The sequence below is a fragment of the Streptomyces sp. NPDC111516 genome (assembly GCF_055635345.1).
Genome location: NZ_JBVKBV010000005.1, coordinates 288,581 through 310,866, shown reverse-complemented (window position 1 = coordinate 310,866; position 22,286 = coordinate 288,581). Strand labels below are relative to the sequence as shown.

Below are 22,286 nucleotides of genomic sequence, written 5' to 3'. Positions count from 1 at the left end.
GTTATCCCTTCGGGGTGGTGGAAAGAAGCTCGACGTTGCCGTCGAACTGCCAAAGCGGGTTCGGTGCGTCTCCGGTCGGGGTCCGCACCAGGAAGTAGCCGTTGACTTCCTTCGGTCCGTCGCCGTCGGCCACGAACCGCCCGTCTGAGGCGATGTCGAGCTGGTAGATGGCCGTCCCTGCGGCCGCGACGCCGGGGAGATGCCAGGTGACGACGCAACGCCAGTCGTTGCCCGCCCCCTGGGGGGCGACCTGGCCGCCGCCCTTGTTGCACGCCGCCGTGACCCGCAGCTGCGCCTCGGTGACGGCGGGGCGGTTGAGCTGCTGGGTCTGTATGCGGTAGAGGTGGGCGAATGCCGTGGCGACCGACCGCTGGACCTTGTCCTGCTCGATTCCGGAGCCCATCGACGGGGTCGCCACGGCGACCACCACGACGGTGAGGGCCGTCAGTCCGACCAGCGGCAGGACTCCGGCGGTGACCGCGCGGCGCCCCGAGCCGTCGTAGCTCAGGTTTGTGAAGTCGCGCCGCAGGAAAAGGAGGTACGCCAGCGCTGTCGCGATCACGGCCCACACCAGACTGACCGCGATGCCGATCAGGAGCGGGCCGAGCTGTGCCGGGCTGGTGAACAGACCGTTCCAGGCGATGAAGGCGTAGCCGGGCAGGGCGAGGCGCACGGCCACGGGCAGCGGCAGCATCTGGGCGAGCTGCATCGCGAGCGCGACGAGCGCGGGCAGCAGCAGTCCCATCGGGGACCGCCCCAGCGCGATGGACCCGAGTAGTCCGATTGCGGCGAGGGCCACCGTCGGGGCGAGCACGCAAACCCAGGCCAGGAGGACCCCACCGGCGGTCTCCGACGGCGTCAACAAGTGGCCGTCGAGCCCGACCAGCGGCTGGTTGCCGACCGCCAGGACCCCACCGACCGTGCTGGAACAGGCCAGTCCGGCCACGAGCAGCAGGATGACGGTGAGGCTGGCCAGTGCCTTCGCCACGAAGATCCGTCGAGGTGACCGGACCGCCACCAGCAGGTGGCGCCAGGTGCCGAGCCGGTCCTCGGAGGCGAACACGTCGCCGGCTACCAGCGAGGTCAGCAGCGGGAGCGCCCAGGTGCCCGCGAAGCCGAGCACCACCAGCGATCCGGCCCACCCCGTGGCGTGCATCCAGCGACCGAAGAGGGTGTCGGAGGGGAGCGAGCTCTGCTGGCTCACCGCGGCGACGAAGAGCGCCGGCACGATCCAGCAGGCGAGAACCACCAGCCGGATACGCCATTGCGAGACCAGTTTGACCAGCTCGAAGCGGTAGCTGCGCGCCACCGAAACGGGGTGGACCCCGGCAACCGCAACGTCGTCGTCAGTAATGGTCGCGGTCATCGGCCGGCCTCCTGCTGCTGCTCGGTGAGGGCAAGGAATGCGGCCTCGAGCGGCGACACCACGGGGGCGAGCTCGCGCACCGCGATGCCCCCGTGTACGAGCCGCACCACCAGTTCGTCGAGGGCGGGCACCAGCGCGCGTACGACGAGTACCTCGGCGTCGTGCCATGCGCCGGCGTCGTCGACGACGGTGATGCCGGCCATGTCGACAGCCAGCTCGCGGGCCGCCTGCGGGGCGGAGGTGAGCAGCCGGTAGTCGAGTTCACGGTTCTCGGCGGCCAGCTTGCTCAGCGGACCGGAGAAGACGGCCCGTCCGGTGGCGAGGATGGTGACCTCGGAGCACAGTGCCTCGAGGTCGTCCATGCGGTGGCTCGAGAGCACGACGCAGGTTCCGTCCGCCGCGAGCCGGGTCAGGACACCGTGGACGTGCTTCTTCCCTGCCGGGTCGAGACCGTTGGAAGGTTCGTCGAGCACGAGCAGCCGCGGCTTGGTGAGCAGGGCGGCGGCGAGCCCGAGCCGCTGACGCATGCCGAGGGAGAAGCCGCGGGCCCGGTCGTCGGCGACGTCGGTGAGCCCGACCTGGTCGAGCACGTCATCGATCCCCGTTGTCCGCGAGTCGCGGCCGCGCAGAGCGGCCAGCGCGGCGAGGTTCTGACGGGCGGTGAGCGAGGGGTAGAGACCTGGCCCGTCCACGAAACCGGCGACACCGTCGGGAGCGGCGAGCGACCGCCCGACCGGCCTGCCCAGGATCTCGAGGCGACCGCGGTCGGCGACGGCCAGGCCCAACAGGAGGCCGAGCAAGGTCGTCTTGCCGGCGCCGTTCGGTCCGACCAAGCCGTGGATCTGACCCTGCGCCATGTCCAGATCGATGCCGTCGAGTGCGACGACGTCGCCGAAGCATTTTGTGATCCCGCGAGCCCGGATTGCGAAGCGTGCGTTCATGAACCCCTCCTTTCGAAACCTTCAGTGACCTTAGGGAGGGTGCACAACGCTGACAGGGGCGGCCGATTGAACGTTTATGGAACGGGAGACGACCGGCATCCGCTGCGCCGACGACCCGCCGATAGCCGTCGAAATTTCGACCGGCACCTTTAGTCGGCCGGATCGCGGAGCACACCGGGCCATCGGAAAGGTGCGATCGCGAGCATCGCCGCCGGTTGGATCGTGATCACGCCAGGCAAGTCACTGCGCACGAAGTGGTCGGCATCGAGCCGGACTTGGGCAACGCCTGGATGAACCGAGTCCGTACGAAGTACCGTGCCCACAATCCGGTGCCCTACCAGCACGATGCGCGCCCGCGGCGCACTGTGCAGGCGCTGCACCGGTGTCGAAGGCGGCGGGTTCGGCAACGCCCTGGCCTCCAGCGGCACTTGCATGCCTGCCGCGAATGGGGATGCCTCGTCTCCTGATCTGCTCACCTGCCGCACGAGTACATCGTGTGGCGCCGTCCCCACGCCAGGGCCGAACGGCCCAGGGCCGAACGGCCCAGGGCCGAACGGCCCTAGCGGCGTCGGACCTCCGATGGGTTCACTGCGGTACATCGCATGCTGCGGCCCGGTCCGATATCGGCTCCTGGGCCGGGCCGTGGCATGCGGGAGCGTTCGGACGGTGCGGGTGCGCGCAGGAGGGAAACGTGGTGATCGCAGTCGTCGGGCACAGAGACCTCGGCAACAGAACCCTGGAACTGGTGGAAGCTGAACTGAGAGCGTGGCTGGACCGCTTGGCAGAAGGTGCAACTGCCTTGGTGCGGGTCGGGGCGGGGCTGCCGCTCGTGTTCGGGCGGGCCGCCCGGGAGGCCGGGCGGAAGCTGACGGTGCTGCTGCCGGCCCAGGGTGCTGTTCCAGCCGTGCTGCCCGAGCGGGACCGGTCGGCCGCAGGCGAACTGTTGGTCCTGGCCGAACATGTACGGCTGCTGGCTTTCGATCCGGCCGACCGCAACGCGTGTGTCGGCGCCGATGAACGTTTGGTGGAGACATGCCGGACCGTGCTCGCCGTGTGGGACGGATCGCCGTCGGACGGCCGGGATGCCACCGCACATCTGGTCGCCTTCGCGCGTGCGCGAGGAATCCGGGTGGAGGTCGTTTGGCCGGACGGTTCCGTACGGGGGCGGACATGAAACTGTCGGAGCGTACGGCGGGGAGGGTGGCGGAAGGAATCGAGGCCGACGACCGGGTCTGCGCCGGTGCGTCCGGTACGGGCCACGACCTGGAGTGCGTCGGGGCGAGACGGGGGTTCGCGTGGCTGTTGGTTGTCACCGCCGCGCTCGGGCTGCTCGGCTCGTTCGTCATCACGATCGACAAGTTCGAACTGCTCGCCGACCCCGCTTTCGTGCCCGCCTGCTCGCTGAGCCCCGTGGTGTCCTGCACGAATGTGATGCGCAGCGAGCAGGCGTCGGTGTTCGGTTTTCCCAACCCGCTCATCGGGCTGGTTGCCTTCGGGGTGGTGACGGGGACCGGCGCGGGCCTGCTTGCAGGCGCACGCTATCGGCGCTGGTACTGGTTGGGGCTGAACCTCGGCACACTGTTCGGCGTCGGCTTCTGCATGTGGCTGATGACGCAGGCGCTGTACGACATAGGCGCGCTCTGCCTGTGGTGTGTGCTCGTGTGGGTGGCCACCATCTTCATGTTCTGGCACACCACGGTGCACAATCTGCGCCATGGCGTCCTGCCCGCCCCACGCGCCCTGGTCGCGGCGGTGCTGGAGTTCCCGCTCGTGGTGCCGGTGACCTGGTGCCTGGCCATCGTCATGCTGATAGCAATCCGGTTCTGGTCGTACTGGCAGACGTTTCTGTGACCGCGACGATGCCGGTGGTCTCGTGATGGATGTGTGCGGCCGGTACTCCGGCGGCGACCAGCCGCTCGGCGACGGCCCGCGCCGGCCCGGTCGTGGAGGCCTCGGGGGCCAGGGCCAGAAAGGCGTGCTGCCGGGCGACGGCCCCAGGATGCGGGGTCAGTGTTCCGTTCAGGGCCCGCAGCCCGGCACCCGCGAAGCGGGCATCCGTCGCATCGGCCGCGATGACGGTCAGCCAGGGGCGTCCGCGCCGGAACGTCTCGAGATACGCCGCGTCGTACATCTCTTCGGCCGTCGCCCTCTCCTCCGGCGCGGTGAGACCCAGCAGCAGCCGTACCCGGTGCGCACGGGGCCGGTGGGCGTCGATCCGCTGGAGCAGTGCCTTCATCGGAGCCCAGCCCGTACCGGAGGCGATCAGCAGAATGTCCGCGGACGGAGTGTCATCGGGCAGAGTCAGCGCGCCGCGCGGGGCGCTGAGACGGACGGCGCCGCCCGCCCGCGTACCGTGCACCAGCGCATCGCTCACGCCGCCGGCGCCCCGGGCCCGTACATGGAACTCCAGCTCACCGTCCGGATGCGGCGCGCCGGCCAGATAGTAGGGACGCCATGCCTGTTCCAGCAGCGGCGACTCCAAGGACGCGTACTGCCCGGCCTCGAAGGCGTAGGGCTGATGGGGCCGTACCCGCAGCACCGCGAGATCGGGCGTGCGGAGTTCGTGCGAGGTCACTGTCGCCTCCCAGCTGGGCGGTTCGGCGATCGCCTCGTCCGCGCCCCTGACCATCGCCGTAACAGCCAGCCGCAGCATCCGCAGCCAGGCACGCTCAAGCGCTCTGGTCCACCGGGCCCCCGCGCGCACGCGCAGTGCCTCGATCAGCGCCGCCTCGAAGGCCTCGAAATGCGCGGGGCGCACACCGAGCTTGCGATGGTCGCGCCCCAACTGCTCGAAGACGCCGATCATCTCGTCCGTACGGTGCAGATTGCTGATCAGATGGCGGAAGATCCCTACGAGATGGACCTGCTGGAACGCCATCGATTCGGGGAACAGCGACCGTAGATACGGATGCCGCTCGAACAGCAGTCGGTACAGTTCGGCGATCAGCTCCTCCAACGGGCTCACCAGTGACAGGGAGTCGCTGATCAGCAACTGGTCGGCCGTTCCGTCGTATGCCTGTGGGGCCTTGGCGCTCCACGGTTCGGAGCGGCTGTCGGACGGGGCCAGGATGCGTCGTCGCAGCCGCATCGCGTCGTGCCGTGCGAGCAGTGCGTGGTAGTCCTCGCTCGGGGTGTTCATGGGCCGGTGACTCCTCGGTGCAGCGCAGTGGGGTGGCCGGGAATGGGAGATGTCCGTGGTGCCCGGACGATCTTGGCGGGCGCCAGTATGGCACCGCGTCCGGCCCGCTGACCGGCCCCGGTCGCAGGGGCCTTTCGGCCCTGTTCAAACACGGTTTGCCGTGCGGTGGCACCCCGGCGGGAACGGGACTGCGGACGGGCACATACTGGTTCCGGCCCTCTCCCCGAACCGATCGAGCATGATGTGAACGAGTCCGCGAAGTTCCCTCTGAGCACGCCCCCGTCGCATTCCGCGGCCCCCGTACGTGTCTTCATCCTCGATGACCACGAGGTCGTACGGCGCGGCGTACGCGATCTGCTGGAAGCCGAGGACGGCATCGAGGTGGTCGGCGAGGCGTCCGACGCCCGGGAGGCGCTGGCTCGCGTGCCGGCCAGCAGACCGCAGGTCGCCGTCCTGGACGTACGCCTGGGCGACGACCAAGGTGGTGACCACGCCGGTATCGAGGTATGCCGGGAACTGCGTGCTCTGATGCCCGAACTCGCCTGCCTGATGCTGACGTCGTTCGACGATGACGAGGCGCTGTTCGACGCCATCATGGCGGGCGCTGCGGGGTACGTGCTGAAGCAGATCAACGGAGCCGATCTGGTCGCCGCCGTACGCACGGTCGCGTCAGGCACCTCGATGCTCGATCCACGGACGACCGCCCGTGTGATGGCTCGGCTGCGCGGCACCGAGCGAACCCCTGCCGAGGCGTCGGAGGCATCGGAACTGGACGGACTCACGCCCAGGGAAAGGCAGATCCTGGATCTCATCGGCGAGGGCCTCACCAACCGTGAGATCGCGGAACGTCTCTTCCTGGCCGAGAAGACCGTCAAGAACCGCATCTCCTCGATCCTCGCCAAACTGGGCGTGGGCCGCCGGATCCAGGCCGCGATGCTCGTCGGCCGCATCAAGGACCGTCAGAAGTGGCCCCCGGTCGCGACGAACTGACGGTCACTCAGGTCAGTCGTGGAGCGGCACGCGCCAGATGATCCGGGTGCCGCCGTCCGCCGGCCGTTCGATGGCCAGTGTGCCACCGCACAACTCTGCCCGCGTACGCATATTGGCCAGCCCTCCGAGGCGCCCGGCCGCCGGTTCGTCGGCATCGATCGCTGCCCCTGTCCCGGGCGCGGTCGTGACACCGTCCCGGATTCCGATGCCGTTGTCGGTGACGGTCAGGGTCACCGCGTCGTCGGCCGACAGCACGATGCCGATACGAGTGGCGCGGGCATGGCGAGAGGCATTGGACACCGCCTCGGCGGCGACCGCCACCACGTGTTCGGCCAGTTCGTCCGGCACCGTGGTGTCCACCGGTCCGTCGATCCGCACCGAGGGCCGGAAACCAAGGGCGTGTGCCGCCGTGCGAGCGGTCTCCGTCATCCGGTGCCGCAGCCCGCCGCGGCCCGAACCGTCGGCTGTCCGCAGATCGAAGATGGTGGACCGGATGATCCGGATCGTGGTGTCCAGATCATCCACCGCCCGGCTGACCCGCTCGGCCGCGTCCGGCCGGTCCGCGATGGCACGCGTGGTGCTCTGAAGAGTCATCCCGGTCGCGAAGAGACGCTGGATCGCCAGATCGTGCAGATCGCGGGCGATCCGGTCCCGGTCGTGCATGACGGCGAGTTCCTCGGACTCGGCCCGCCTACGGGCCAGTTCCAGGGCGATGGCCGCCTGGTCGGCAAAGCCCGAGACGAGCGCGACCTCGGTGTCGTCGAACGGCGGGCGGTCCACCGGCCGCCCCAGGCGCAGTGCGCCGCTTGCCCCCGTGTCGACTCGCAAAGGTACCGTCACCACCGGACCCAGACCGTCCTCGGTACCGGCGCCGAACGGGTGGGCCCGGGGATCGGTACGGACGTCGGCGCAGTGCACCGGTGTCCCGGTACGGGCGGCGAGTCCGGCCAGTGATCCCCGCGCGGGTACGGACAGCCCCGTTACGCGTTCGGAGTCCCTGCCGTGGGCGACCGCAACGGTGAGACGTGCCTCAGCCCCGGATGTCTCCGAAGCTCCGGAGCGGGCCACGGGGGGCGTCGGCAGCAGGATCGCAGCCCGGTCGGCCCCCGCCACCTCCATCGCCCGCTCGGCGATCAGATGCAGCACCTCGTCGGCGTCCGTCCCCGAGAGCAGAGTGCGAGTGATCTCGCCCAGTGCCTCCAGACGCCGCTCCCGGCGACGGCTCTCGTCGTACATGCGGGCGTTGTCGATGGCGACCCCGGCCGCGATCGACAAAGTGGTCAGCACCGCCTCGTCGTCGGCGTCGAAGCTCACCCCGCCCCGCTTCTCGGTGAGGTAGAGGTTGCCGAACACCTCGTCGCGAACCCGCACCGGCACCCCGAGGAAGGTGCGCATCGGGGGATGATGGGGCGGAAATCCGAAGCTGCGCGGATGGCTGCTCAGATCGGTGAGCCGCAGCGGTTCCGGGTGACGGATCAGCTCACCGAGGATTCCGCGCCCGCACGGCGTCTGGCCGATCACGGCGGCGAGCTGCTCCGATATGCCGACCGGCAGGAACTCCAGCAGCTTCTGCCCGTCCCCGACGATGCCGAGCGCTCCGTACTCCGCGTCGGTCAGGGTGACCGCGGCCTCCACGATCCCGCGGAGCACCTCGGGCAGTTCCAGGCCACGCCCCAGACTCATCACGGCATCCAGCAGACTGCGCATCCTGTCCGGCCGGCTGGGCTCGGGCCAGATCGCCGGACCGGGGCAGGGGGCTCCGGGCGAGTCGAGGGCGGGGGAGTCGGAGCCGGGAGAAGGGACTCCGGAAGGGGAGTCGGGCGCCGTAAGTGCTGTCTCTGTCATCGGGGCGCCGCTCTCTGGGTCCGTGTTGCCGTATGCCGGGAAATTGCTCACCGGATCAACGCAGGGCTGGGACCGGTCCACGGACGGTCAGCCTACGACAGCCACGGTGCCGAGGGTCCGGCGGTGCACTGCCGCCTCCGGGACCGGCTGGGGTGAGGCCGGTCGGCTGCCTGACGGATCGACAGTAGGGCCGGTCGGCCCCGTGGAAGGTACCTGTCGGTCCCTGGAGGGCTTCGAGGGTCACGGCCGGCATGGTGCGGCCGGGAAGGTCCGGTCCGTCCCCTCGTGATCCGCCGGACCTTTCCGACTGCTCCCCTTCACCCCGTGCGGCCGGGGAGTGCTCGGAGATCCGCAACAGTTGGAGGACACGGTCCGGTGGACGCAATGGAATCGCAGGGCAGTCAGGCCGCCCCCGCGCAGGGGCCCAAGCCCCCTGACCCCGGGGCTGCCATCGCCGACGCGCACTCCACCAGGAACGGACGCCGGGCCACCCTGGCCGGCACGAAAGAGCCGGCGACGCAAGCCGGAACCGATCTGCCGGGCCGTTCGTCTCGCGGGCGGGTCGTCGTCTCGTGGCTCACGACGACCGATCACAAGCAGATCGGCACACTCTATCTCGTCACCGCGTTCGTCTTCTTCCTGATCGGCGGCGCGATGGCACTCGTGATGCGCGCCGAACTCGCCCGTCCCGGGACGCAGATCCTCCTGGTCTTCCCGGTGCTGGCCGCGGCGCTCTTCGCGCTGGAGATGGACCGGAAGTTCGGCTCACACATCTTCGATCCCGCCAACGGAGGCGCGCTTCTGTGGCAGCACCTCTTCTGGTTCTTCGGCCACCCCCTGACCGGAGTCATCCTGGCCTCACCACCACTGGACTTCCATGTGTCCGACTCGTACTTCGTTGTCGCCCACTTCCACTACACGCTCTTCGGTACGGTCGTGTACGCCATGTTCGCCGGATTCCATTTCTGGTGGCCGAAGTTCACCGGCAGGATGCTCGACGAACGCCTGGGCAAGATCACGTTCTGGGTGCTGACGGTCGGCTTCCACCTCACCTTCCTCGTGCAGCACTGGCTCGGAGCCGAGGGAATGCCGCGCCGGTACGCGGACTATCTCGCCACTGACGGTTTCACCGCTCTCAACACCCTTTCCACCATCGGCTCGTTCCTCCTCGGACTCTCGTTCCTTCCCTTCTTCTGCAACGTCTGGAAGACCAGCCAGTACGGCAGGAAGGTCACTGTCGACGACCCCTGGGGTTATGGCCGCTCCCTGGAATGGGCCACGTCCTGCCCTCCGCCCCGGCACAACTTCACTTCCCTGCCCCGTATCCGCAGTGAGTCCCCGGCCTTCGATCTGCACCATCCGGACGTCGCACTCGAGCTCGAACCCGCTGTGCCGCACTGACCCTTCCATCTCGCCCCGCAAGCCCCGCCCTCTTTCCGGTACGGACCGCCGGCCCGGTCCGGGCCACCGAGGACGAGCAATGAGCCGCCCCTCGGGTGGGGCCGGAGAGCGTACGCGGCGCGTGCGGTGCGAGCAGTAACGAAGATCACGACTGGGCGCCGTGTAGATCATTTAGGGTGGGGCATCCTCGTAGCGCCTCCCGATTCAACGTTCGCACCACGAAGCTCAGTTCGAGTGTGCGGGCGGTCGGCGCGGCCGCTCGTTCGCAGGGAGGGGGACTCTGCGTTCCGTCTCCCGAAAGGAAGCACATGCCTCAGGACGTCCGGTTCGACCTGCCCTTCGACGCCCCAGTCAGCCCACATCTGGAGTACGCCCGCGACCGCCATCTGCTCTGGGTGCGGGAGAGGGGGCTGGTGCGCAGCCGGGCCGGCTTCGAGGAGTACCAGTCCTGGGACCTCTCACAGGCTGCGGCCCGCACCTACCCGCACGCCTCGGCGGACGACCTGGTCGTCCTGATGAACTGGTTCTCGTTGGCTTTCCTTTTCGACGACCAGTTCGACGCCGGCCAGCCGGACCGTGCGGACCGGATAGCGGAGGTGGCGCGGGAGCTGATCGCCACACCACTGCGTCCGGCGGGCACCGTGCCACGGGTGGAATGCCCCATCACCCTGGCCTGGGTGGAGGTCTGGGAGTATCTGTCGAATGGGATGTCCCTGACCTGGCAGGCGCGGTTCGCCGCCTCCTGGGGGCGGTTCCTGGTGGCGCACTGTGAGGAGGTGGACCTTGCGGCCCGCGGGCTGGCCGGGACGCTCGGGCTGGACGCGTACGCCGACTTTCGGCGCCGTACCGTCGGCATCCATCACAGCATCGACGCGGGTGAGCGCAGTCGCGGCTTCGAGGTGCCGGCCGCGGCGATGGCGCATCCGCTGATGGAACGGATGCGGGACCTGGCCGCGGACACCATCGGGTTCATGAACGACATCCACTCCTTCGAGCGCGAGCGGCGTCGCGGGGACGGCCACAACCTCATCGCCGTCCTGCGCCGGGAGCGGGACTGCTCGTGGCAGGAGGCCGCTGACGAGGCGTACCGCATGACGACCGGCTGCCTCGACGAGTACCTCGGCCTTGAGGCCCGCGTCCCGCAGATGTGCGACGAGTTGGGCCTCGACGCGGACGAGCGGGTCCGGGTGGGGATGGGCGTGGAAGGCGTCCGGCACTGGATCAGCGGCAACTACGAGTGGGCGCTGACCACCGGTCGGTATGCCGCGGACAAGGACGGTCCGGTGGCCACGGCCGAGCTGGCCGGCCGTGGATCGGTGGACGACCTGTTGACCCTGTGAGGCGAGTGCACCGCCCGCCCGGCCGGGCGGGCGGTGCTGTCAGACGGCGAATTCGACCAGCAGGCTGTCCAGCCGCGACTCCCAGGTGGAGGCCGTGGAGGTGAGTTCCGACGGTGGCACCGCCAGGCGCAGCCCCGGCAGCCGGTGCAGCAGGACGTCGACCGCCGTCTCGATTATGGCCTGGCCAATGTTCTGTCCGGGGCATTCGTGCGGCCCGGCGCTGAAGGCGAGGTGCGAGGCGTTGCCCTGGACGGAGATGCCGGTGTCGGGGCGGATCTCGGGGTCGTGGTTGCCGGCTGCGAGGCCCAGCACGAGCAGATCGCCCTCTTTGACCGGGCAGCCACCGAGTTCCAGGTCGGCGGTGGCGAACCGCCCCGGCAGCACGGCGAGCGGGGGGGAGTTCCACATCACCTCCTCCACGACCGTGGACAGGTTCAGCTGCCCGCTCACCAGGCCGGACAGCCAGGAGGTGTCGGTGAGCACGAGCTGGAGCGCCCGGGCCAGCAGGTTACTGGTCGTTGTGTGGGCTGTGATCAGCACCAGACGCAGGTGGTTGACGATCTCCTCCTCGTCGAGACCGGAGTGGTGCTCGATGAGGCCGGAGGCGAAGTCGGATCCGGGCTCCTTGCGTTTGCGCGCGGCGAGTTCACCGAGGATGCCCATGATGCGCTCGTTGTGCGCGAGGGCGTCCGCGCCGCCCTTGATCACCTCCTTGCTGGACTCGGCGAGGTTGCGCCCCTCCCTCTCGGCGAGACCGAAGACGCGGGTGAGGACCAGCATCGGCAGGTACTCGGCGAAGTCGGCCACCAGGTCGGCCCGGCCGGCGTCGGCGAACGCGTCGATCTGCTTGTTCGCGAAGTGCGTGATATGACGGCGGATGCCCCGGCCGGCCACGGCGTACAGGTTGTCGGTCACCGCGCCGCGCAGCCGGCGGTGCGGTTCACCGTCCTGCGAGACGCAGTCCGGGCGCCAGCCCACCATCTGCATCAGCGGGGACGTCGCGTTGATCCGGCCGTCCCTGAAGTCCCGCCAGATCCGCGAGTCGCGGCTGAACTGCAGGGGGTTGTCCAGCACCCGCCGGTTCTCCCGGTAGCCGAGCACCAGCCAGGCGGGGACGTCGCCCTCCAGTAGCACGGGCGCGACGGAGCCGTACTTCCCCCGCAGCCGCCTGTAGATGGCGTGGGGATCGGTTGCCGCCTCGGGGCCGTAGAGCCGGATGACGTCCTCACCGCCGGTGACGGGGCATCCGCCGTCGGCAGGTCCGGGCGGGGTCTGGTCGTCGTTCATCGGAGCTCCAGGGCGGCGGCCGAGCGGTCCTTCAGATGCCGAATCAGCGTGACGAGAACATCACGGCTGGCGGCCCGGTCGCGGGCGTCGAAGGAGACGACCGGCGTATCCGGGGGGATGTCCAGGGCGTCGCGGATCTCGTCGACCGGGTAGTCACAGGAGTCCGGGAAGACATTGAGCGCGATGACGAAGGGGACCTTCTGCCGCTCCATCTCTTCGATCGCCCGGAAGCTGGAGGCCAGCCTCCGGGTGTCCACCAGGACGACCGCGCCGAGCGCGCCCTTGAACAGACCGTTCCACAGGAACCAGAACCGCTCCTGGCCGGGCGTACCGAACAGGTACAGCATCAGCGAGTCGTTGAGGCCGATCTTGCCGAAGTCCAGGCTGACGGTGGTCTGTGTTTTGTCGGCGACGCCGATGAGGTGGTCGACGTCGGCGCTGGCCTGGGTGAGGGTCTCCTCGGTGGTCAGCGGCTTGATGTCGCTGACCGAGCGCACCATGGTGGTCTTGCCCGTTCCGAAGCCTCCGGCGATCATCACCTTCACCGAGCGGGTGCCCCCGGCACCCGACCGCCCGGGTTGGTCAAAGCCTTTGAAGTCCACTGAGTACCTCCTCGAGGAGCGCTAGGTCCGGCCCGCGACCCGTGTCGTGTGCCGGAATGGGGTCATGGGCTTCGATACGGCCTGCCTGGAGCAGGTCGGACAGCAGCACCGCGAGAATGTTGAAGGGCAGGTGGAGATGGGCACCGAGCTCCGCCACCGCCAGCGGATAGCGGCAGCGCCGGAGGATCTCCTCGTGCTCGTGCTGCATGCCGGGCAGGGGGACGGCCCGTGAGACCACGAGGGTCGCCACGTCGAGAGTCGATGCCGAACCGCCCGGTCCGCTGCGCCCTCCGGTGAGGACGTAGTAGCGCTCGAGACCGGACGGGTCGGCCGGCCGACGGGGAGAACTCATCCAGAGCGCTCCTCCAGGCGCGGCGTGGTGCCGAGGAGTTCACCCATTCTGCGGGCGAGGTCCCTCATCTGGTGGCCGAGCAGGCCCTGGTCGAGGCCCTCGCGGGCGAGGACACCGAGATACGTCTCCATGCCCGCGCGGACGACGAAGAGGTGCCCGCCGTCCACTTCGATCATTGCCAGCCGCAGCTGCCCCGCGTGTTGCGGGAACTGCTCGGCGACCGGTTGGGCCAGGGCCTGCAGCCCGGCCACCACGGCGGCGAAGCGGTCCACGTCGTCGGGGTCTTCGGCGCCGTGGGCGGTGATGGCCTTGCCGTCGCTGGAGGCCACGAGGGCGAAGCGGATCTCCTGGATGCTCTCCACAAGGTCGCGCAGCGCCCAACTCACGTCTGTTCCCTGGTGCGTCATGGGGACTAGTCGCTCTCTTCAGTACGGGGTTCGGTGGACGCTCCACCGGTGGTCGTGTCGCGGTCGCCGGCGGCCTCGGGTGTCGGGGACGCGCCGGCCGACGGGCCGGGGTCGCGTCCAGCGGTGGCAAAGGCGGCGAGGCCGGCGAAGGAGGCGTCCGACGGAACGGCGGAGACGGTGGCCCGGTCGGCGCGCTCGGTCGGCGCCGTCCCGGCGGCCGGCTCGCCACGTCGGCTCCGGCGCCGGGGCAGACCGCCAGGCGTGGTCTCCACGGCGTCGTCGGCGAGGGCAGAGCCGGTGGCCGGTCCAAACTCCGGGGCCGCCTGTGCGGCGGCGGGCGGGGCGTCCCCGGCCGACGGGGCCTCCGGAGCGGTGACGGCGGGCGCGGGGGCCGAGGCGAGAGCCGGTAGCGGGCTGAAGTACTTGTGCGGCACGACGACCACGACGGAGGTGCCCAGCCACGGCGAGTCGGCGAAGGTGACGCGGATGCCGTAGCGGCGCGCGAGGTTACCGACAACGCGCAAGCCGATGTTCGCGTCCTCCGAGATGCCGCCGAGGCCCGCGCCGGGCGCGGAGCCCGCGAGGGCGTGTTCGGCCTCGCTCTTCTTCTCCTCGCTCAGGCCCTTTCCGGAGTCCTGGATCTCGATACCGACGCCGTTCGGGACCTCCTTGCCGGAAACAACCACCGGCTCGGTGGGCGGCGAGTACCGCGCGGCATTGTCCAGCAGGTGGGCGAAGATCAGCGTCAGATGGTCCACCAGGCCGCCGTCGACGCCCAGTTCGGGCAGATGGCGGAGCTGCACGCGGTGGAAGTCCTTGATCCGGCCTATGCCGCCGCGCACCACACTCAGCAGACGCTGCGGCTCCTGCCACTGCCGGCCCGGGCGATCGGAGCCGCCGAGCACGCCGATGCTGGCGGCGAGGCAGTCGGCGGGGCCGATGGCCTGGTCAAGCTCCATCAGGCCCCGGGCGACGGTCGGCAGCTGGCCGTGCTCGCCCTGCATATCGTGCAGTCGGCCACGGAGATTGCTGGTCAGTACGTGGATGCGGTTACCGACACCGATGACGGCCTGTTCGGCGGAGGTCGAGCGGTCGAACTCGGCCTCGATGCCGATCAGTGCGGTCCTGAGGACCTTGCCCAGTTCGGCCTGCAGGTCGGCACCGGTCTCCACACGCTGCTCGACGGCCGGAAGAATGTCGTCGATGGCCTCACCGGCGCGCAGCCGCCGCATCGCCTCGGGCAGTTGCTCGTCGCCGAGCCGGGACACCGCGGCCAGATAGTGGTCCAGACGCTCCTGCAGGGACTCGGCCCGCTCGGCGAGGTGGGTCTCGAACGCCGTGGCCTGCTCGGCCAGCCGCTCCTCGTGCGTCCTGGAGTGGGCCGTCAGCTGCGCCTCGTACGTCTGCGCCTGCTCGGCAAGCTGTGCCTCCTGGGCGGCGCGCTCGGCGGCGAACTTTTCCTCCAGGCCGGCCACATGCTGCTGCCACTGCTGGGAGTGCTCGGCCTGCGCGGTGCGGTGGGCCTCCTCGGCCCGGCGCAACTGCGCGCGGGTGCGCAGGAGAAGGCGTACGCACACGGTGCCTGCCGCCGTCGCCGCAACCCCGGCGACGGCCACGGATATCCGCTCCGAGCTCATGAACGTGGCAGCTATCGTCCCGCCTCCTAGGCCCAGTGGCATCAGCCACCAGCTGTACCAGGCGACGGGGGCCCGCGCAGCCGGAGGCGGAGTGGCGAGTTCCATCTGCATCCTTCGAAGCGAAACGATCGAACAGGGGAGGGGTGCGCAAGGAGACTGACCGCACTCATGAGTACGCACCACGAGCCGATCGGTCACGATCGGGTCAACTCGCGGGCACCATGGGGAGCTTATCGGTTACGAACCCGAAAAGATCAATTCCGCGGTGCTGCGGGAGTGAGGCTCACGCCACCCTCCGCCATCGAGCGTGTGGTCGACAGACGCCTCTGCCCACCAGGGAAGTTGCACCCTGCGACCCCCGTGATCAATCGGCGTTCCGACCGGAACGCCTGCCGGGCGATCGGCCTCGACGGTCAGATGACCGATGTGACCCGGCGCCCTGGTCGCCGACTGCAGCAGATGCGGATCTCGCGGGCAGCCGGAGACATCGAGATGGTCGGTGACACGATCGACCTCCGGCGCCTGGACGCGCACACGGAGGCGCGGTACACCGCCTTGGCCGACCGGGACCGCCCCCTCCCCGAGGACCGGACGACCGAGCCGGGTGAGGACGCCCGGTGGATCGCGGACCACCTGCCGGGTGAGCCGGGAGGGAAGTGAATGAAATGGGAATCTTTATTCTTTTCGGGTTCAGATGCCCCGCGGAAGGTCAATTGTCTGTGCCGTGCAGCTCCGACTACCCTTGATTACGAGCCGCGAGCCCGCGACGTGAAGACCTTCCCGCCTTCTGCCCGGCGTTCATCTCGGCCCTGTCCTGTCGATCTTCGTGGATCAGCCCGGGGCGTCTGGTGCGGTGCATCGCAAGGCGGAGGATCGTCCTCGTACTGGACGTACTTGGGCGACTCCGGCAACGCGGCGAGGTGCCGTGCCAGGCGTTCCGGGCCCGCGAAGATCGGCAGGACAGGCCGAGGAGTTCAGCGACTGACGCACAACGCAAGGACGAGAGCGATGACTACAGAACCGTCCCCTGAAGGTCCCGGACCCGTACCCAGCCGACCGGATCCGGTTCCGCATGACCCGCAGCCACCGTCCGAACCGGGCCCCAGTGAGCCTGAACCCCCGCCTGAACCCCACCCAGACCCGGAGCGAGCCCCGGCGCCGGACCCCGGAACCCGCCCTGTCCCCGAGCCGCCCGACTGACCGGGGCGCCCTACAGCCCTTTTTTCAGGAGAAAGGGGAACTGGTGGTGATCCGTGCACAGCGGCCGCACTGAATCAGAGACCGCAACTCGGGCAGCTGCACGCCGCATCATGCAGGAACCGGGCGGACCCATGCTGGTGGAGGGGCCGGTCGAAGTGGTCCAGAAGGACGGCACCATTGCCCGCTCGGACCGCCCTGTGGTCTTCCAGCCATCCGGTGGCCGCGATGCCAAAGGCGACGTCCGGTGCCAGATCCGGCTCCTCCTGGAGCAGGCCGGCGACGACCTCATGCCGTACGAGCTGCTCGTGCACGGCGTCGGCCTCCACATGCTCCGCGTAGAAGTGGACCGCGGCGGGTCCCGCGCCGGCCCGCTCCAATGCCTGAACGAGGCGCCGAGACCCCGGCGATGACGTGACCTCCACCGAGGCGAAGTCGTAGGAAGTACGACACGCCATCGGCGTCCACCGGCTCCAGAACGAGTTCGCCCAGGGAGCTGTCGACGTCCTCGGCCACCGGCACGTCGGCGCGCATAGCCGCCATGAACTCCCGCTCCAGCGCGGCACGCACCCTGAGAAGTTCCGGATCCCACTCCCAGGCGCCGTCCACCCCGTCGAAGCCTCGGTAGTGCAACTCGTAGCAGACGTACACGGCGAGTTGGAGACCGTCGCCGTACGGGTCGCCGCCCGCTACCAGCGGTGTGTTCGGCAGCTTGCGCCGGCCCGGTTCCCGACCGAGCGCATCAAACAGGGCGGCAGACACCTTGCCCCGGGTTTCCGGCAGCTTCATGGTGCTTCCTCTCCTCGGCCGCCCCCGCGGGTCGATCCGTGGGGCACCGTGCGGCAGGTAGTGCCCGGCGGGGCCGGCATGGAGGCGTACGCCGCGCGGCCCACCGCCCTCCTCGGCATTGACCTCCATAGGCCTTGCGTTGGCTCCCGGCTTCGCGTTCCGCCTCGTCCATATCAACGTTCGCGAGGCCTGTCCGAAGATGCCCCTGGTGTTCTCTGGCCCCGACCAGAGGACGCCAGGGGCATAGCCGTAGTCCCGGCCGAATGCTACGTATACACCATTATTGCTGATAAATGCCACGAAATTCGGATCGCTCGCAACGACGATTCCCGTTCCGGGTCCAGACGCAGGTGCGAGGCGGCAGCTCTGCGGCGTCTCGCCCCAGCCATGACGGAGCGGCGGATGTGACCCATATGGAGGCCTGTACAGACACCAAACCCCCCGTGGCTCTACGGCACGTCCCGTGCCCCGTCCAGGCAGTCCGTCATACAGCGGGTCAGGCTCTTTCGCACCGTGCCACATGGGACCAGTTCGCGCGCTCGGGATGCGTAGACCAGGACACCGGTCACTCTGGAGATGTGGCAGAGCAATGCGGTGAGTGGCGGCCTCCTGCGCAGACGTCGATCGGCTGCATACCCATGAAAAGGTGACGTACCCATGAATAACGGAAACAGGATCTTGCTTGCCGCCGCCTTGGCCGGCGGTTATGTGCTGGGCCGCACGAAGAAAGGCCGGTTCGCTCTCACAGTGGCGTCCTATATCGCCGGACGTCAATTCGGACTTGAACCGCGACAGCTCGTGACTCAGGGGATGCGCAAGCTGGGGGAGATCCCCCAGGTTGCGGAACTGGGTGAGCAGCTGCGCGGGGAGGTCATGGATGCCGGCAGGGAGGCCGTCGCCGTTGCTTTCAACCGTCGGATGACGACGCTCGCCGATTCGCTTCGTGAGCGAACACTCCAGCTCGAGAGTGGTGGGGGAGAACCGGAAGAGGAGGAGGAAGAAGAAGAGGGCGAGGGCGAGTACGCGCGCGACGAGGGAGAGGAGCCGGAAGAGGAATACGAGGGGGAAGAGGAACCCGAAGAGGAGTACGAGGAGGAAGAAGTCGAGGAAGCGGAGCCGGAGGAAGAGCCCGAAGAGCGGCCCCGCCGTCGCGCTCTCCGAGCTGCCGAGGAGCCTGCAAAGCGGGAAGCCCCCGCGAAGAGAGGTGGGCAGAAGCCGGCAGCCAAGAAGGCCACCAGGAAGAAGGCGGCCTCCGGCAGGACCGCTGCGAAGAAAGCAGCACCTGCCAAGAAAACCGTCGCGAAGAAGTCAGCACCTGCCAAGAAAACAGCCGCAAAGAAGATGGCAGCAAAGAGAACCGCGACGAATAAGGCCGCAGCCAAGAAGGCGCCTGCGAAGAAGAATGCCGCAGGGAAGAAGACTGCTCCCGCTGGGAAGAAGACTGCCAGGAAAAGCGCCAAGAAGGCATCATCACGCGTTGAGCGCCGGAGGTAACAGGTCATGTCAAAAACGGAACAGGACAACGGGAACTCGGGACTCGATCGACTGCGTGAAGAACTCGGGGACTATCTGAGGGCTCGGGTGGGGGATCTGGCAGAAAGGGCCGGCGACAAGCTGATCGACGCGACGGACCAGCTCGCCGACGTCGCCGAGAACGGCGGGTCACTCTCCAAGGTCGGAGCCAACCTCCTCGGAGGCGGCTCCCCCCTCAAGGCCGTGCTCTCCGGAACAGCGAAGAACGTCAAGGACAACGTCATAGGGAAGGCTCAGGAAGTTCTCGGCGGCGGAAAGGGGCGCAAGTCAGGAGACAAGAAGGTCACCAACATCATCGAGGTCATCGATGTCGGTGTGCCGTTGCGTACGGCCTACGACCACTGGACGCAGTACGAGAAGTTCAGCAGCTTCACCAAGGGCGTTCGGGATGTTTCTCGGACCGATGAGACGTCCAGCAACTGGAAGGCCAAGGTAGGTCCTTCGACCCGGGGTTGGAAAGCGACCGTTCAGGAGCAGGTACCGGACGAACGCATCGTCTGGACGTCCGAGGGGGCCAAAGGGTCGACTCGAGGTGCAGTCAGTTTTCATGAACTGACGCCCGGACTGACCCGCATTGTTCTGGTCGTTGAATACTACGCTTCGGGGTTCTTCGAGAAGACCGGAAATCTGTGGCGTGCTCAGGGACGTCGACTTCGACTGGACCTCAAACACTTCCAGCGCCATGTCACGTTCACCGACGAAGAGCCGGAGGGCTGGCGAGGCGAAATTCGCGACGGCGAGGTCGTACAGACCCACGAAGAGGCTCTTGAGGAAGAAGAAGCCGAGGACTACGACGTGGAGGACGAGGAAGAGGGCGACACCGACGGCGAGGAGGAGTACGAAGAGGATGGAGACCGGGAAGAGAGCGACGCAGAGCAAGAGGGTGACGAAGAAGAGGAATGAGTTGAGGCCACGTCGGGCCCTACGGTGGACGGCGCATTCAGCGAGCGCACCGGACGCGGGCCCGCCGTTGCCCGGAGAGCGGCGGGTCGGCGTCGCAGCCGTCAATGCCTCGACATGTCCATCCTTCAGTGCCTGAAGGTGTCCTTTCCCTTCTCAATTACCTGCTTTACTTTCCCCTTCGTCTTCTGAGCCCTTCCTTTTCCCTCCAGGCTTTCATTACCCACGGCCTTCCCGACCGTTTCCTTGGTTTTCCCCTCTGCTATTTTTCCAATGTTCTTTGACTTCTTTCCGATGCCCATGTCGTACTCCCTGGGATCATTCGGGTGGCGGCAGCAGAGTTCCGAGCGGTCCGAGATCCAAATTGAGATCTTCCATGGAGAGGTCGTATCGGGCGCAGAGTTCAATCATACGACTGTGCAGAATCATCAGCGTTGCTCCCAGGCGCTCCTCCTGTTCCTCGGTGAGATCTCCTGAGTCGACCCGCTGAAGGGCTTGGCGTTCCATGAGTTGTCGCAGCAGCTCGACGAGGGTAAGGACAAGCTTGATCAGGTCCCGTTCCACTGTGTCCGGGTCCGTGGCGACCCGGTGGGCCGGCCTTCGCGCCTCCGTCCCACCCCGGGACGGGACGTCCTGTGGCACCGCGGGCAGCATGCTGAAGGCGCGGGCGGCGGCGTCGGCGACCTCGTCGAGGCGGTTGACTGGTGGACGGTCCTCACCTGTCATGGTCGTCTCCTGCGGGTGCTGATATGGCATGCCACGGGGAGGGATTCTGCGCGCTGATGGAGACGATCAGCGCGCGCAGCGATATGCGTACGAGGTCGATATCGGCTATCGAAAGCACGACGTCACCGGTGAGGACCACGCCTCCGCTGAGCAACCGGTCCAACAGGTCGATCAGTGCGATCTGCCGGTCCGGCAGCGGCTCCTCGGACGTCGCCGGCAGGCTGCCCGCCGCCCTCATGGCGCGGACCTCTTCAGTGTTTCGGCCTCGGCGGGGGTGGCGAAGGAGTACGGGGCCCACGGCCCGGTGACTTCGACGCGTACCCCGGGAAGTCCTTCTGCGGCCTTCATCACGTCGGCGCGGAATCCTCCGGCATGCTGCAGCGGCACAAGGTAGGCGTCGTTGACGACGTTCTCCCCCGGCGTCCGGGCGAGTTCGCTTTGCTGCGGCCGGTGCTGGACGCGATCAACCGCATGGGCGCGGGCGACGGCCTCGACCCGCTCAGCTGCCTGTTCGGCGTCCCGATAGGCGTCTTGGCGGGCGTGTCGCTGTGCTCTGCGCCGGCTGAGGTAGGCCCGCCCGGGGCTCAGATCCGTATCTGTGGGTCGGTCGGCCGGACTCTCGGTCGCCGCGGCCGCTTCGACATAGATCTTGACGCCCCACTCCACCTGCGCTGCCAGGTCGGTCAGTCGGCTGTCAAACGCCTCGTGGCGGGCCCGGAGCATGAGTCGCACCCGCTCGTCGTCCAGGTATACCGTCGCCAGACGAAGTGGCAGGACGGTGGCGCGGGCGGCCAGCGCCTCAATCACACGGTGATGGGCGCGGGCGACTGACTCCAGCCAGTCCAAGTCCTCAAGATGGGCTCGCAGCGCGGCTTCCTGGAAGTCCCGCTCGGGTACCGGGCTCACGGCGATCACCACATCGTCGCCTTGTCCTGCACGCACCAGATGCACCGGCGTATCCGCTACCCCGGGGAGCCCGGAGAGAGCTTCCTCCAGTGTTCCGTCGGCGTCCCGTGCGACGGCGTACGCATAGGTGATGGCCTCGGTCATTGCTCGTCCCGCCTATCGCTGCGGGGGCTGGAATCTGCCCGTTTGGTGCGTGAGGTGCGATGGGGAGCCGAAGGACGACTCTCCTCGTCCTCGGTCGGTGGCAGCTCACGGTCCTCGCGCAGCGCCGCGATCTCAGCATGCAGCCGCTTGTTCTCCTCGGCGAGTGACCGGTAGCCGTCGTTGGCGCGGGAGGACAGTGCGGGGTCGTGCTCCCACCAGTCGATACCCATTTCCTTCGCCTTGTCCACCGAGGCGACCAGAAGGCGCAGCTTGATGGTAAGCAGTTCGATGTCCAGGAGGTTGATCTGGATATCGCCTGCGATGACGATGCCTTTGTCCAGGACCCGCTCCAAGATGTCGGCGAGATTGGCCGAGGAGCCTTGGCCGTACGGAGCGGACCTCGATGGGAGATCGCCCAGCCTCCTGGCGACGGGTTCGGTCACGGCCGCTGCACCTCGATTCCCTGGTATCCGGCGCTTCAACGGGAGCGTGTGGCCATGCTCCCGTTTTGCCGGCTGCCGCGATCAGGCATCAATGCCACTGACATGGGCCCTGATCTCATCCATCCGGTCCAGCAGCTCGTCCTCGCGCCGGTCGAATGTTTCCTCGTCGATGTCTCCTGCCACGAGCTGTCGCTCGAGTTCGGCGAGTTCCCGCTCGACGGGTTCTGGGTCGTAGTACTCGTTCTCCGCAGCCTCGACGACGCGCTCCATGACCCAGGCCACGCCGCGCACCGGCGCCAGCGGAAGGGTCGCGAGTTGAGTCAGCAGTCCCATGAGGGCTC

23 protein-coding genes and 1 pseudogene are annotated in these 22,286 nt (G+C 68.2%); 8 read left to right on the top strand and 16 right to left on the bottom strand.

Annotated elements, in window-relative coordinates; all coding sequences use genetic code 11:
• Position 1: 1 nt before the first annotated feature.
• Positions 2-1,366, bottom strand: a complete 1,365-nt coding sequence (locus ACZ7L9_RS13590) for an ABC transporter permease (protein ID WP_471415092.1) — start codon at positions 1,364-1,366, stop codon at positions 2-4.
• Positions 1,363-2,307 carry an ABC transporter ATP-binding protein gene (locus ACZ7L9_RS13585; protein ID WP_471415090.1) on the bottom strand — a complete coding sequence of 315 codons (945 nt, stop codon included), beginning with the start codon at positions 2,305-2,307 and terminating at the stop codon, positions 1,363-1,365. Before ACZ7L9_RS13585 ends, ACZ7L9_RS13590 begins: the two co-directional genes overlap by 4 nt.
• 694 nt (positions 2,308-3,001) lie before the next feature.
• Here ACZ7L9_RS13585 and ACZ7L9_RS13580 point away from each other — a divergent pair.
• Both ACZ7L9_RS13580 and ACZ7L9_RS13575 read left to right on the top strand, forming a co-directional pair.
• Positions 3,002-3,481, top strand: a complete 480-nt coding sequence (locus tag ACZ7L9_RS13580; protein WP_471415205.1) for a hypothetical protein — start codon at positions 3,002-3,004, stop codon at positions 3,479-3,481.
• A complete protein-coding gene (locus ACZ7L9_RS13575; RefSeq protein ID WP_471415089.1) occupies positions 3,478-4,158 on the top strand; it encodes a vitamin K epoxide reductase family protein in 681 nt (226 codons plus the stop codon). The genes ACZ7L9_RS13580 and ACZ7L9_RS13575 overlap by 4 nt, the downstream gene beginning before the upstream one ends.
• Here ACZ7L9_RS13575 and ACZ7L9_RS13570 read toward each other — a convergent pair.
• On the bottom strand, positions 4,109-5,446 hold the full coding sequence (locus ACZ7L9_RS13570) for a globin domain-containing protein (protein WP_471415088.1): 1,338 nt from the start codon (positions 5,444-5,446) through the stop codon (positions 4,109-4,111). The two genes, ACZ7L9_RS13575 and ACZ7L9_RS13570, sit on opposite strands and share 50 nt — an antisense overlap.
• Positions 5,447-5,689: 243 nt before the next feature.
• On the opposite strand from ACZ7L9_RS13570, the gene ACZ7L9_RS13565 reads away from it, so the two are divergent.
• Entirely contained in the window at positions 5,690-6,436 is a 747-nt protein-coding gene (locus ACZ7L9_RS13565) for a response regulator transcription factor (RefSeq protein ID WP_471415086.1), read from the top strand.
• A 12-nt stretch (positions 6,437-6,448) separates the two neighbouring features.
• Here the strand turns inward: ACZ7L9_RS13565 and ACZ7L9_RS13560 are convergent, their stop codons facing one another.
• On the bottom strand, positions 6,449-8,143 hold the full coding sequence (locus ACZ7L9_RS13560) for a sensor histidine kinase (protein ID WP_471415085.1): 1,695 nt from the start codon (positions 8,141-8,143) through the stop codon (positions 6,449-6,451).
• 513 nt (positions 8,144-8,656) lie between these two features.
• On the opposite strand from ACZ7L9_RS13560, the gene ACZ7L9_RS13555 reads away from it, so the two are divergent.
• Together ACZ7L9_RS13555 and ACZ7L9_RS13550 are read left to right on the top strand one after the other, a co-directional pair.
• Positions 8,657-9,682 (top strand): cytochrome c oxidase subunit I, encoded by a 1,026-nt coding sequence (locus ACZ7L9_RS13555; RefSeq protein WP_471415083.1) that lies wholly within the window; start codon positions 8,657-8,659, stop codon positions 9,680-9,682.
• A 308-nt stretch (positions 9,683-9,990) separates the two neighbouring features.
• Entirely contained in the window at positions 9,991-11,022 is a 1,032-nt protein-coding gene (locus tag ACZ7L9_RS13550; RefSeq protein ID WP_471415082.1) for a 7-epi-alpha-eudesmol synthase, read from the top strand.
• 39 nt (positions 11,023-11,061) lie between these two features.
• On the opposite strand, the gene ACZ7L9_RS13545 is transcribed toward ACZ7L9_RS13550, so the two are convergent.
• Genes ACZ7L9_RS13545 through ACZ7L9_RS13525 form a run of 5 tightly spaced genes read right to left on the bottom strand, consistent with a single transcriptional unit; the run spans position 11,062 to position 15,412 of the window.
• Positions 11,062-12,309, bottom strand: coding sequence for a cytochrome P450 (locus ACZ7L9_RS13545; RefSeq protein ID WP_471415080.1), 1,248 nt, complete (start codon positions 12,307-12,309; stop codon positions 11,062-11,064).
• On the bottom strand, positions 12,306-12,911 hold the full coding sequence (locus ACZ7L9_RS13540) for a GTP-binding protein (RefSeq protein ID WP_471415078.1): 606 nt from the start codon (positions 12,909-12,911) through the stop codon (positions 12,306-12,308). The genes ACZ7L9_RS13545 and ACZ7L9_RS13540 overlap by 4 nt, the downstream gene beginning before the upstream one ends.
• Complete coding sequence (locus ACZ7L9_RS13535) at positions 12,892-13,263, bottom strand: DUF742 domain-containing protein (protein ID WP_471415076.1); 372 nt, start codon at positions 13,261-13,263, stop codon at positions 12,892-12,894. Before ACZ7L9_RS13535 ends, ACZ7L9_RS13540 begins: the two co-directional genes overlap by 20 nt.
• Complete coding sequence (locus ACZ7L9_RS13530) at positions 13,260-13,670, bottom strand: roadblock/LC7 domain-containing protein (protein ID WP_471415074.1); 411 nt, start codon at positions 13,668-13,670, stop codon at positions 13,260-13,262. The genes ACZ7L9_RS13535 and ACZ7L9_RS13530 overlap by 4 nt, the downstream gene beginning before the upstream one ends.
• Positions 13,671-13,675: 5 nt before the next feature.
• The gene (locus ACZ7L9_RS13525; RefSeq protein ID WP_471415073.1) at positions 13,676-15,412 is read right to left on the bottom strand and encodes an ATP-binding protein; all 1,737 of its coding nucleotides are present in this window, start codon (positions 15,410-15,412) and stop codon (positions 13,676-13,678) included.
• Between the two features lie 255 nt (positions 15,413-15,667).
• Here ACZ7L9_RS13525 and ACZ7L9_RS13520 point away from each other — a divergent pair, with 255 nt between their 5' ends.
• On the top strand, positions 15,668-15,967 hold the full coding sequence (locus tag ACZ7L9_RS13520) for a hypothetical protein (protein ID WP_471415072.1): 300 nt from the start codon (positions 15,668-15,670) through the stop codon (positions 15,965-15,967).
• 614 nt (positions 15,968-16,581) lie between these two features.
• On the opposite strand, the pseudogene ACZ7L9_RS13515 reads toward ACZ7L9_RS13520, so the two are convergent.
• Positions 16,582-17,293, bottom strand: a pseudogene (locus ACZ7L9_RS13515) (iron-containing redox enzyme family protein).
• Positions 17,294-17,950: 657 nt separating this feature from the next.
• On the opposite strand from ACZ7L9_RS13515, the gene ACZ7L9_RS13510 reads away from it, so the two are divergent.
• Positions 17,951-18,787: a histone protein gene (locus ACZ7L9_RS13510; RefSeq protein WP_471415070.1), complete on the top strand. Its 837-nt coding sequence runs from the start codon at positions 17,951-17,953 to the stop codon at positions 18,785-18,787.
• 6 nt (positions 18,788-18,793) lie between these two features.
• Positions 18,794-19,729, top strand: a complete 936-nt coding sequence (locus ACZ7L9_RS13505) for an SRPBCC family protein (RefSeq protein WP_471415069.1) — start codon at positions 18,794-18,796, stop codon at positions 19,727-19,729.
• 125 nt (positions 19,730-19,854) lie between these two features.
• Here the strand turns inward: ACZ7L9_RS13505 and ACZ7L9_RS13500 are convergent, their stop codons facing one another.
• The 6 genes from ACZ7L9_RS13500 to ACZ7L9_RS13475 all read right to left on the bottom strand — a co-directional run bounded on the left by ACZ7L9_RS13500 (position 19,855) and on the right by ACZ7L9_RS13475 (position 22,278).
• Positions 19,855-20,028: a CsbD family protein gene (locus ACZ7L9_RS13500; protein ID WP_471415066.1), complete on the bottom strand. Its 174-nt coding sequence runs from the start codon at positions 20,026-20,028 to the stop codon at positions 19,855-19,857.
• Positions 20,029-20,044: 16 nt separating this feature from the next.
• On the bottom strand, positions 20,045-20,452 hold the full coding sequence (locus tag ACZ7L9_RS13495; RefSeq protein WP_471415065.1) for a gas vesicle protein K: 408 nt from the start codon (positions 20,450-20,452) through the stop codon (positions 20,045-20,047).
• Positions 20,442-20,690 (bottom strand): gas vesicle protein, encoded by a 249-nt coding sequence (locus tag ACZ7L9_RS13490; protein ID WP_471415064.1) that lies wholly within the window; start codon positions 20,688-20,690, stop codon positions 20,442-20,444. The genes ACZ7L9_RS13495 and ACZ7L9_RS13490 overlap by 11 nt, the downstream gene beginning before the upstream one ends.
• A complete protein-coding gene (locus ACZ7L9_RS13485; RefSeq protein WP_471415063.1) occupies positions 20,687-21,502 on the bottom strand; it encodes a GvpL/GvpF family gas vesicle protein in 816 nt (271 codons plus the stop codon). Before ACZ7L9_RS13485 ends, ACZ7L9_RS13490 begins: the two co-directional genes overlap by 4 nt.
• Entirely contained in the window at positions 21,499-21,945 is a 447-nt protein-coding gene (locus ACZ7L9_RS13480) for a gas vesicle protein (RefSeq protein WP_471415061.1), read from the bottom strand. The genes ACZ7L9_RS13485 and ACZ7L9_RS13480 overlap by 4 nt, the downstream gene beginning before the upstream one ends.
• A gap of 81 nt (positions 21,946-22,026) precedes the next feature.
• The gene (locus tag ACZ7L9_RS13475; RefSeq protein ID WP_471415060.1) at positions 22,027-22,278 is read right to left on the bottom strand and encodes a gas vesicle protein GvpG; all 252 of its coding nucleotides are present in this window, start codon (positions 22,276-22,278) and stop codon (positions 22,027-22,029) included.
• Positions 22,279-22,286 lie beyond the last annotated feature (8 nt).

Bases quoted from the DNA above. Each gene is read 5' to 3' on its own strand.
- ACZ7L9_RS13590 (WP_471415092.1), bottom strand. From the start codon at position 1,366: ATGACCGCGACCATTACTGACGACGACGTTGCGGTTGCCGGGGTCCAC.
- ACZ7L9_RS13585 (WP_471415090.1), bottom strand. From the start codon at position 2,307: ATGAACGCACGCTTCGCAATCCGGGCTCGCGGGATCACAAAATGCTTC.
- ACZ7L9_RS13575 (WP_471415089.1), top strand. From the start codon at position 3,478: ATGAAACTGTCGGAGCGTACGGCGGGGAGGGTGGCGGAAGGAATCGAG.
- ACZ7L9_RS13570 (WP_471415088.1), bottom strand. From the start codon at position 5,446: ATGAACACCCCGAGCGAGGACTACCACGCACTGCTCGCACGGCACGAC.
- ACZ7L9_RS13560 (WP_471415085.1), bottom strand. From the start codon at position 8,143: ATGCGCAGTCTGCTGGATGCCGTGATGAGTCTGGGGCGTGGCCTGGAA.
- ACZ7L9_RS13550 (WP_471415082.1), top strand. From the start codon at position 9,991: ATGCCTCAGGACGTCCGGTTCGACCTGCCCTTCGACGCCCCAGTCAGC.
- ACZ7L9_RS13545 (WP_471415080.1), bottom strand. From the start codon at position 12,309: ATGAACGACGACCAGACCCCGCCCGGACCTGCCGACGGCGGATGCCCC.
- ACZ7L9_RS13535 (WP_471415076.1), bottom strand. From the start codon at position 13,263: ATGAGTTCTCCCCGTCGGCCGGCCGACCCGTCCGGTCTCGAGCGCTAC.
- ACZ7L9_RS13530 (WP_471415074.1), bottom strand. From the start codon at position 13,670: ATGACGCACCAGGGAACAGACGTGAGTTGGGCGCTGCGCGACCTTGTG.
- ACZ7L9_RS13525 (WP_471415073.1), bottom strand. From the start codon at position 15,412: ATGGAACTCGCCACTCCGCCTCCGGCTGCGCGGGCCCCCGTCGCCTGG.
- ACZ7L9_RS13510 (WP_471415070.1), top strand. From the start codon at position 17,951: ATGAATAACGGAAACAGGATCTTGCTTGCCGCCGCCTTGGCCGGCGGT.
- ACZ7L9_RS13505 (WP_471415069.1), top strand. From the start codon at position 18,794: ATGTCAAAAACGGAACAGGACAACGGGAACTCGGGACTCGATCGACTG.
- ACZ7L9_RS13500 (WP_471415066.1), bottom strand. From the start codon at position 20,028: ATGGGCATCGGAAAGAAGTCAAAGAACATTGGAAAAATAGCAGAGGGG.
- ACZ7L9_RS13495 (WP_471415065.1), bottom strand. From the start codon at position 20,452: ATGACAGGTGAGGACCGTCCACCAGTCAACCGCCTCGACGAGGTCGCC.
- ACZ7L9_RS13490 (WP_471415064.1), bottom strand. From the start codon at position 20,690: ATGAGGGCGGCGGGCAGCCTGCCGGCGACGTCCGAGGAGCCGCTGCCG.
- ACZ7L9_RS13485 (WP_471415063.1), bottom strand. From the start codon at position 21,502: ATGACCGAGGCCATCACCTATGCGTACGCCGTCGCACGGGACGCCGAC.
- ACZ7L9_RS13475 (WP_471415060.1), bottom strand. From the start codon at position 22,278: ATGGGACTGCTGACTCAACTCGCGACCCTTCCGCTGGCGCCGGTGCGC.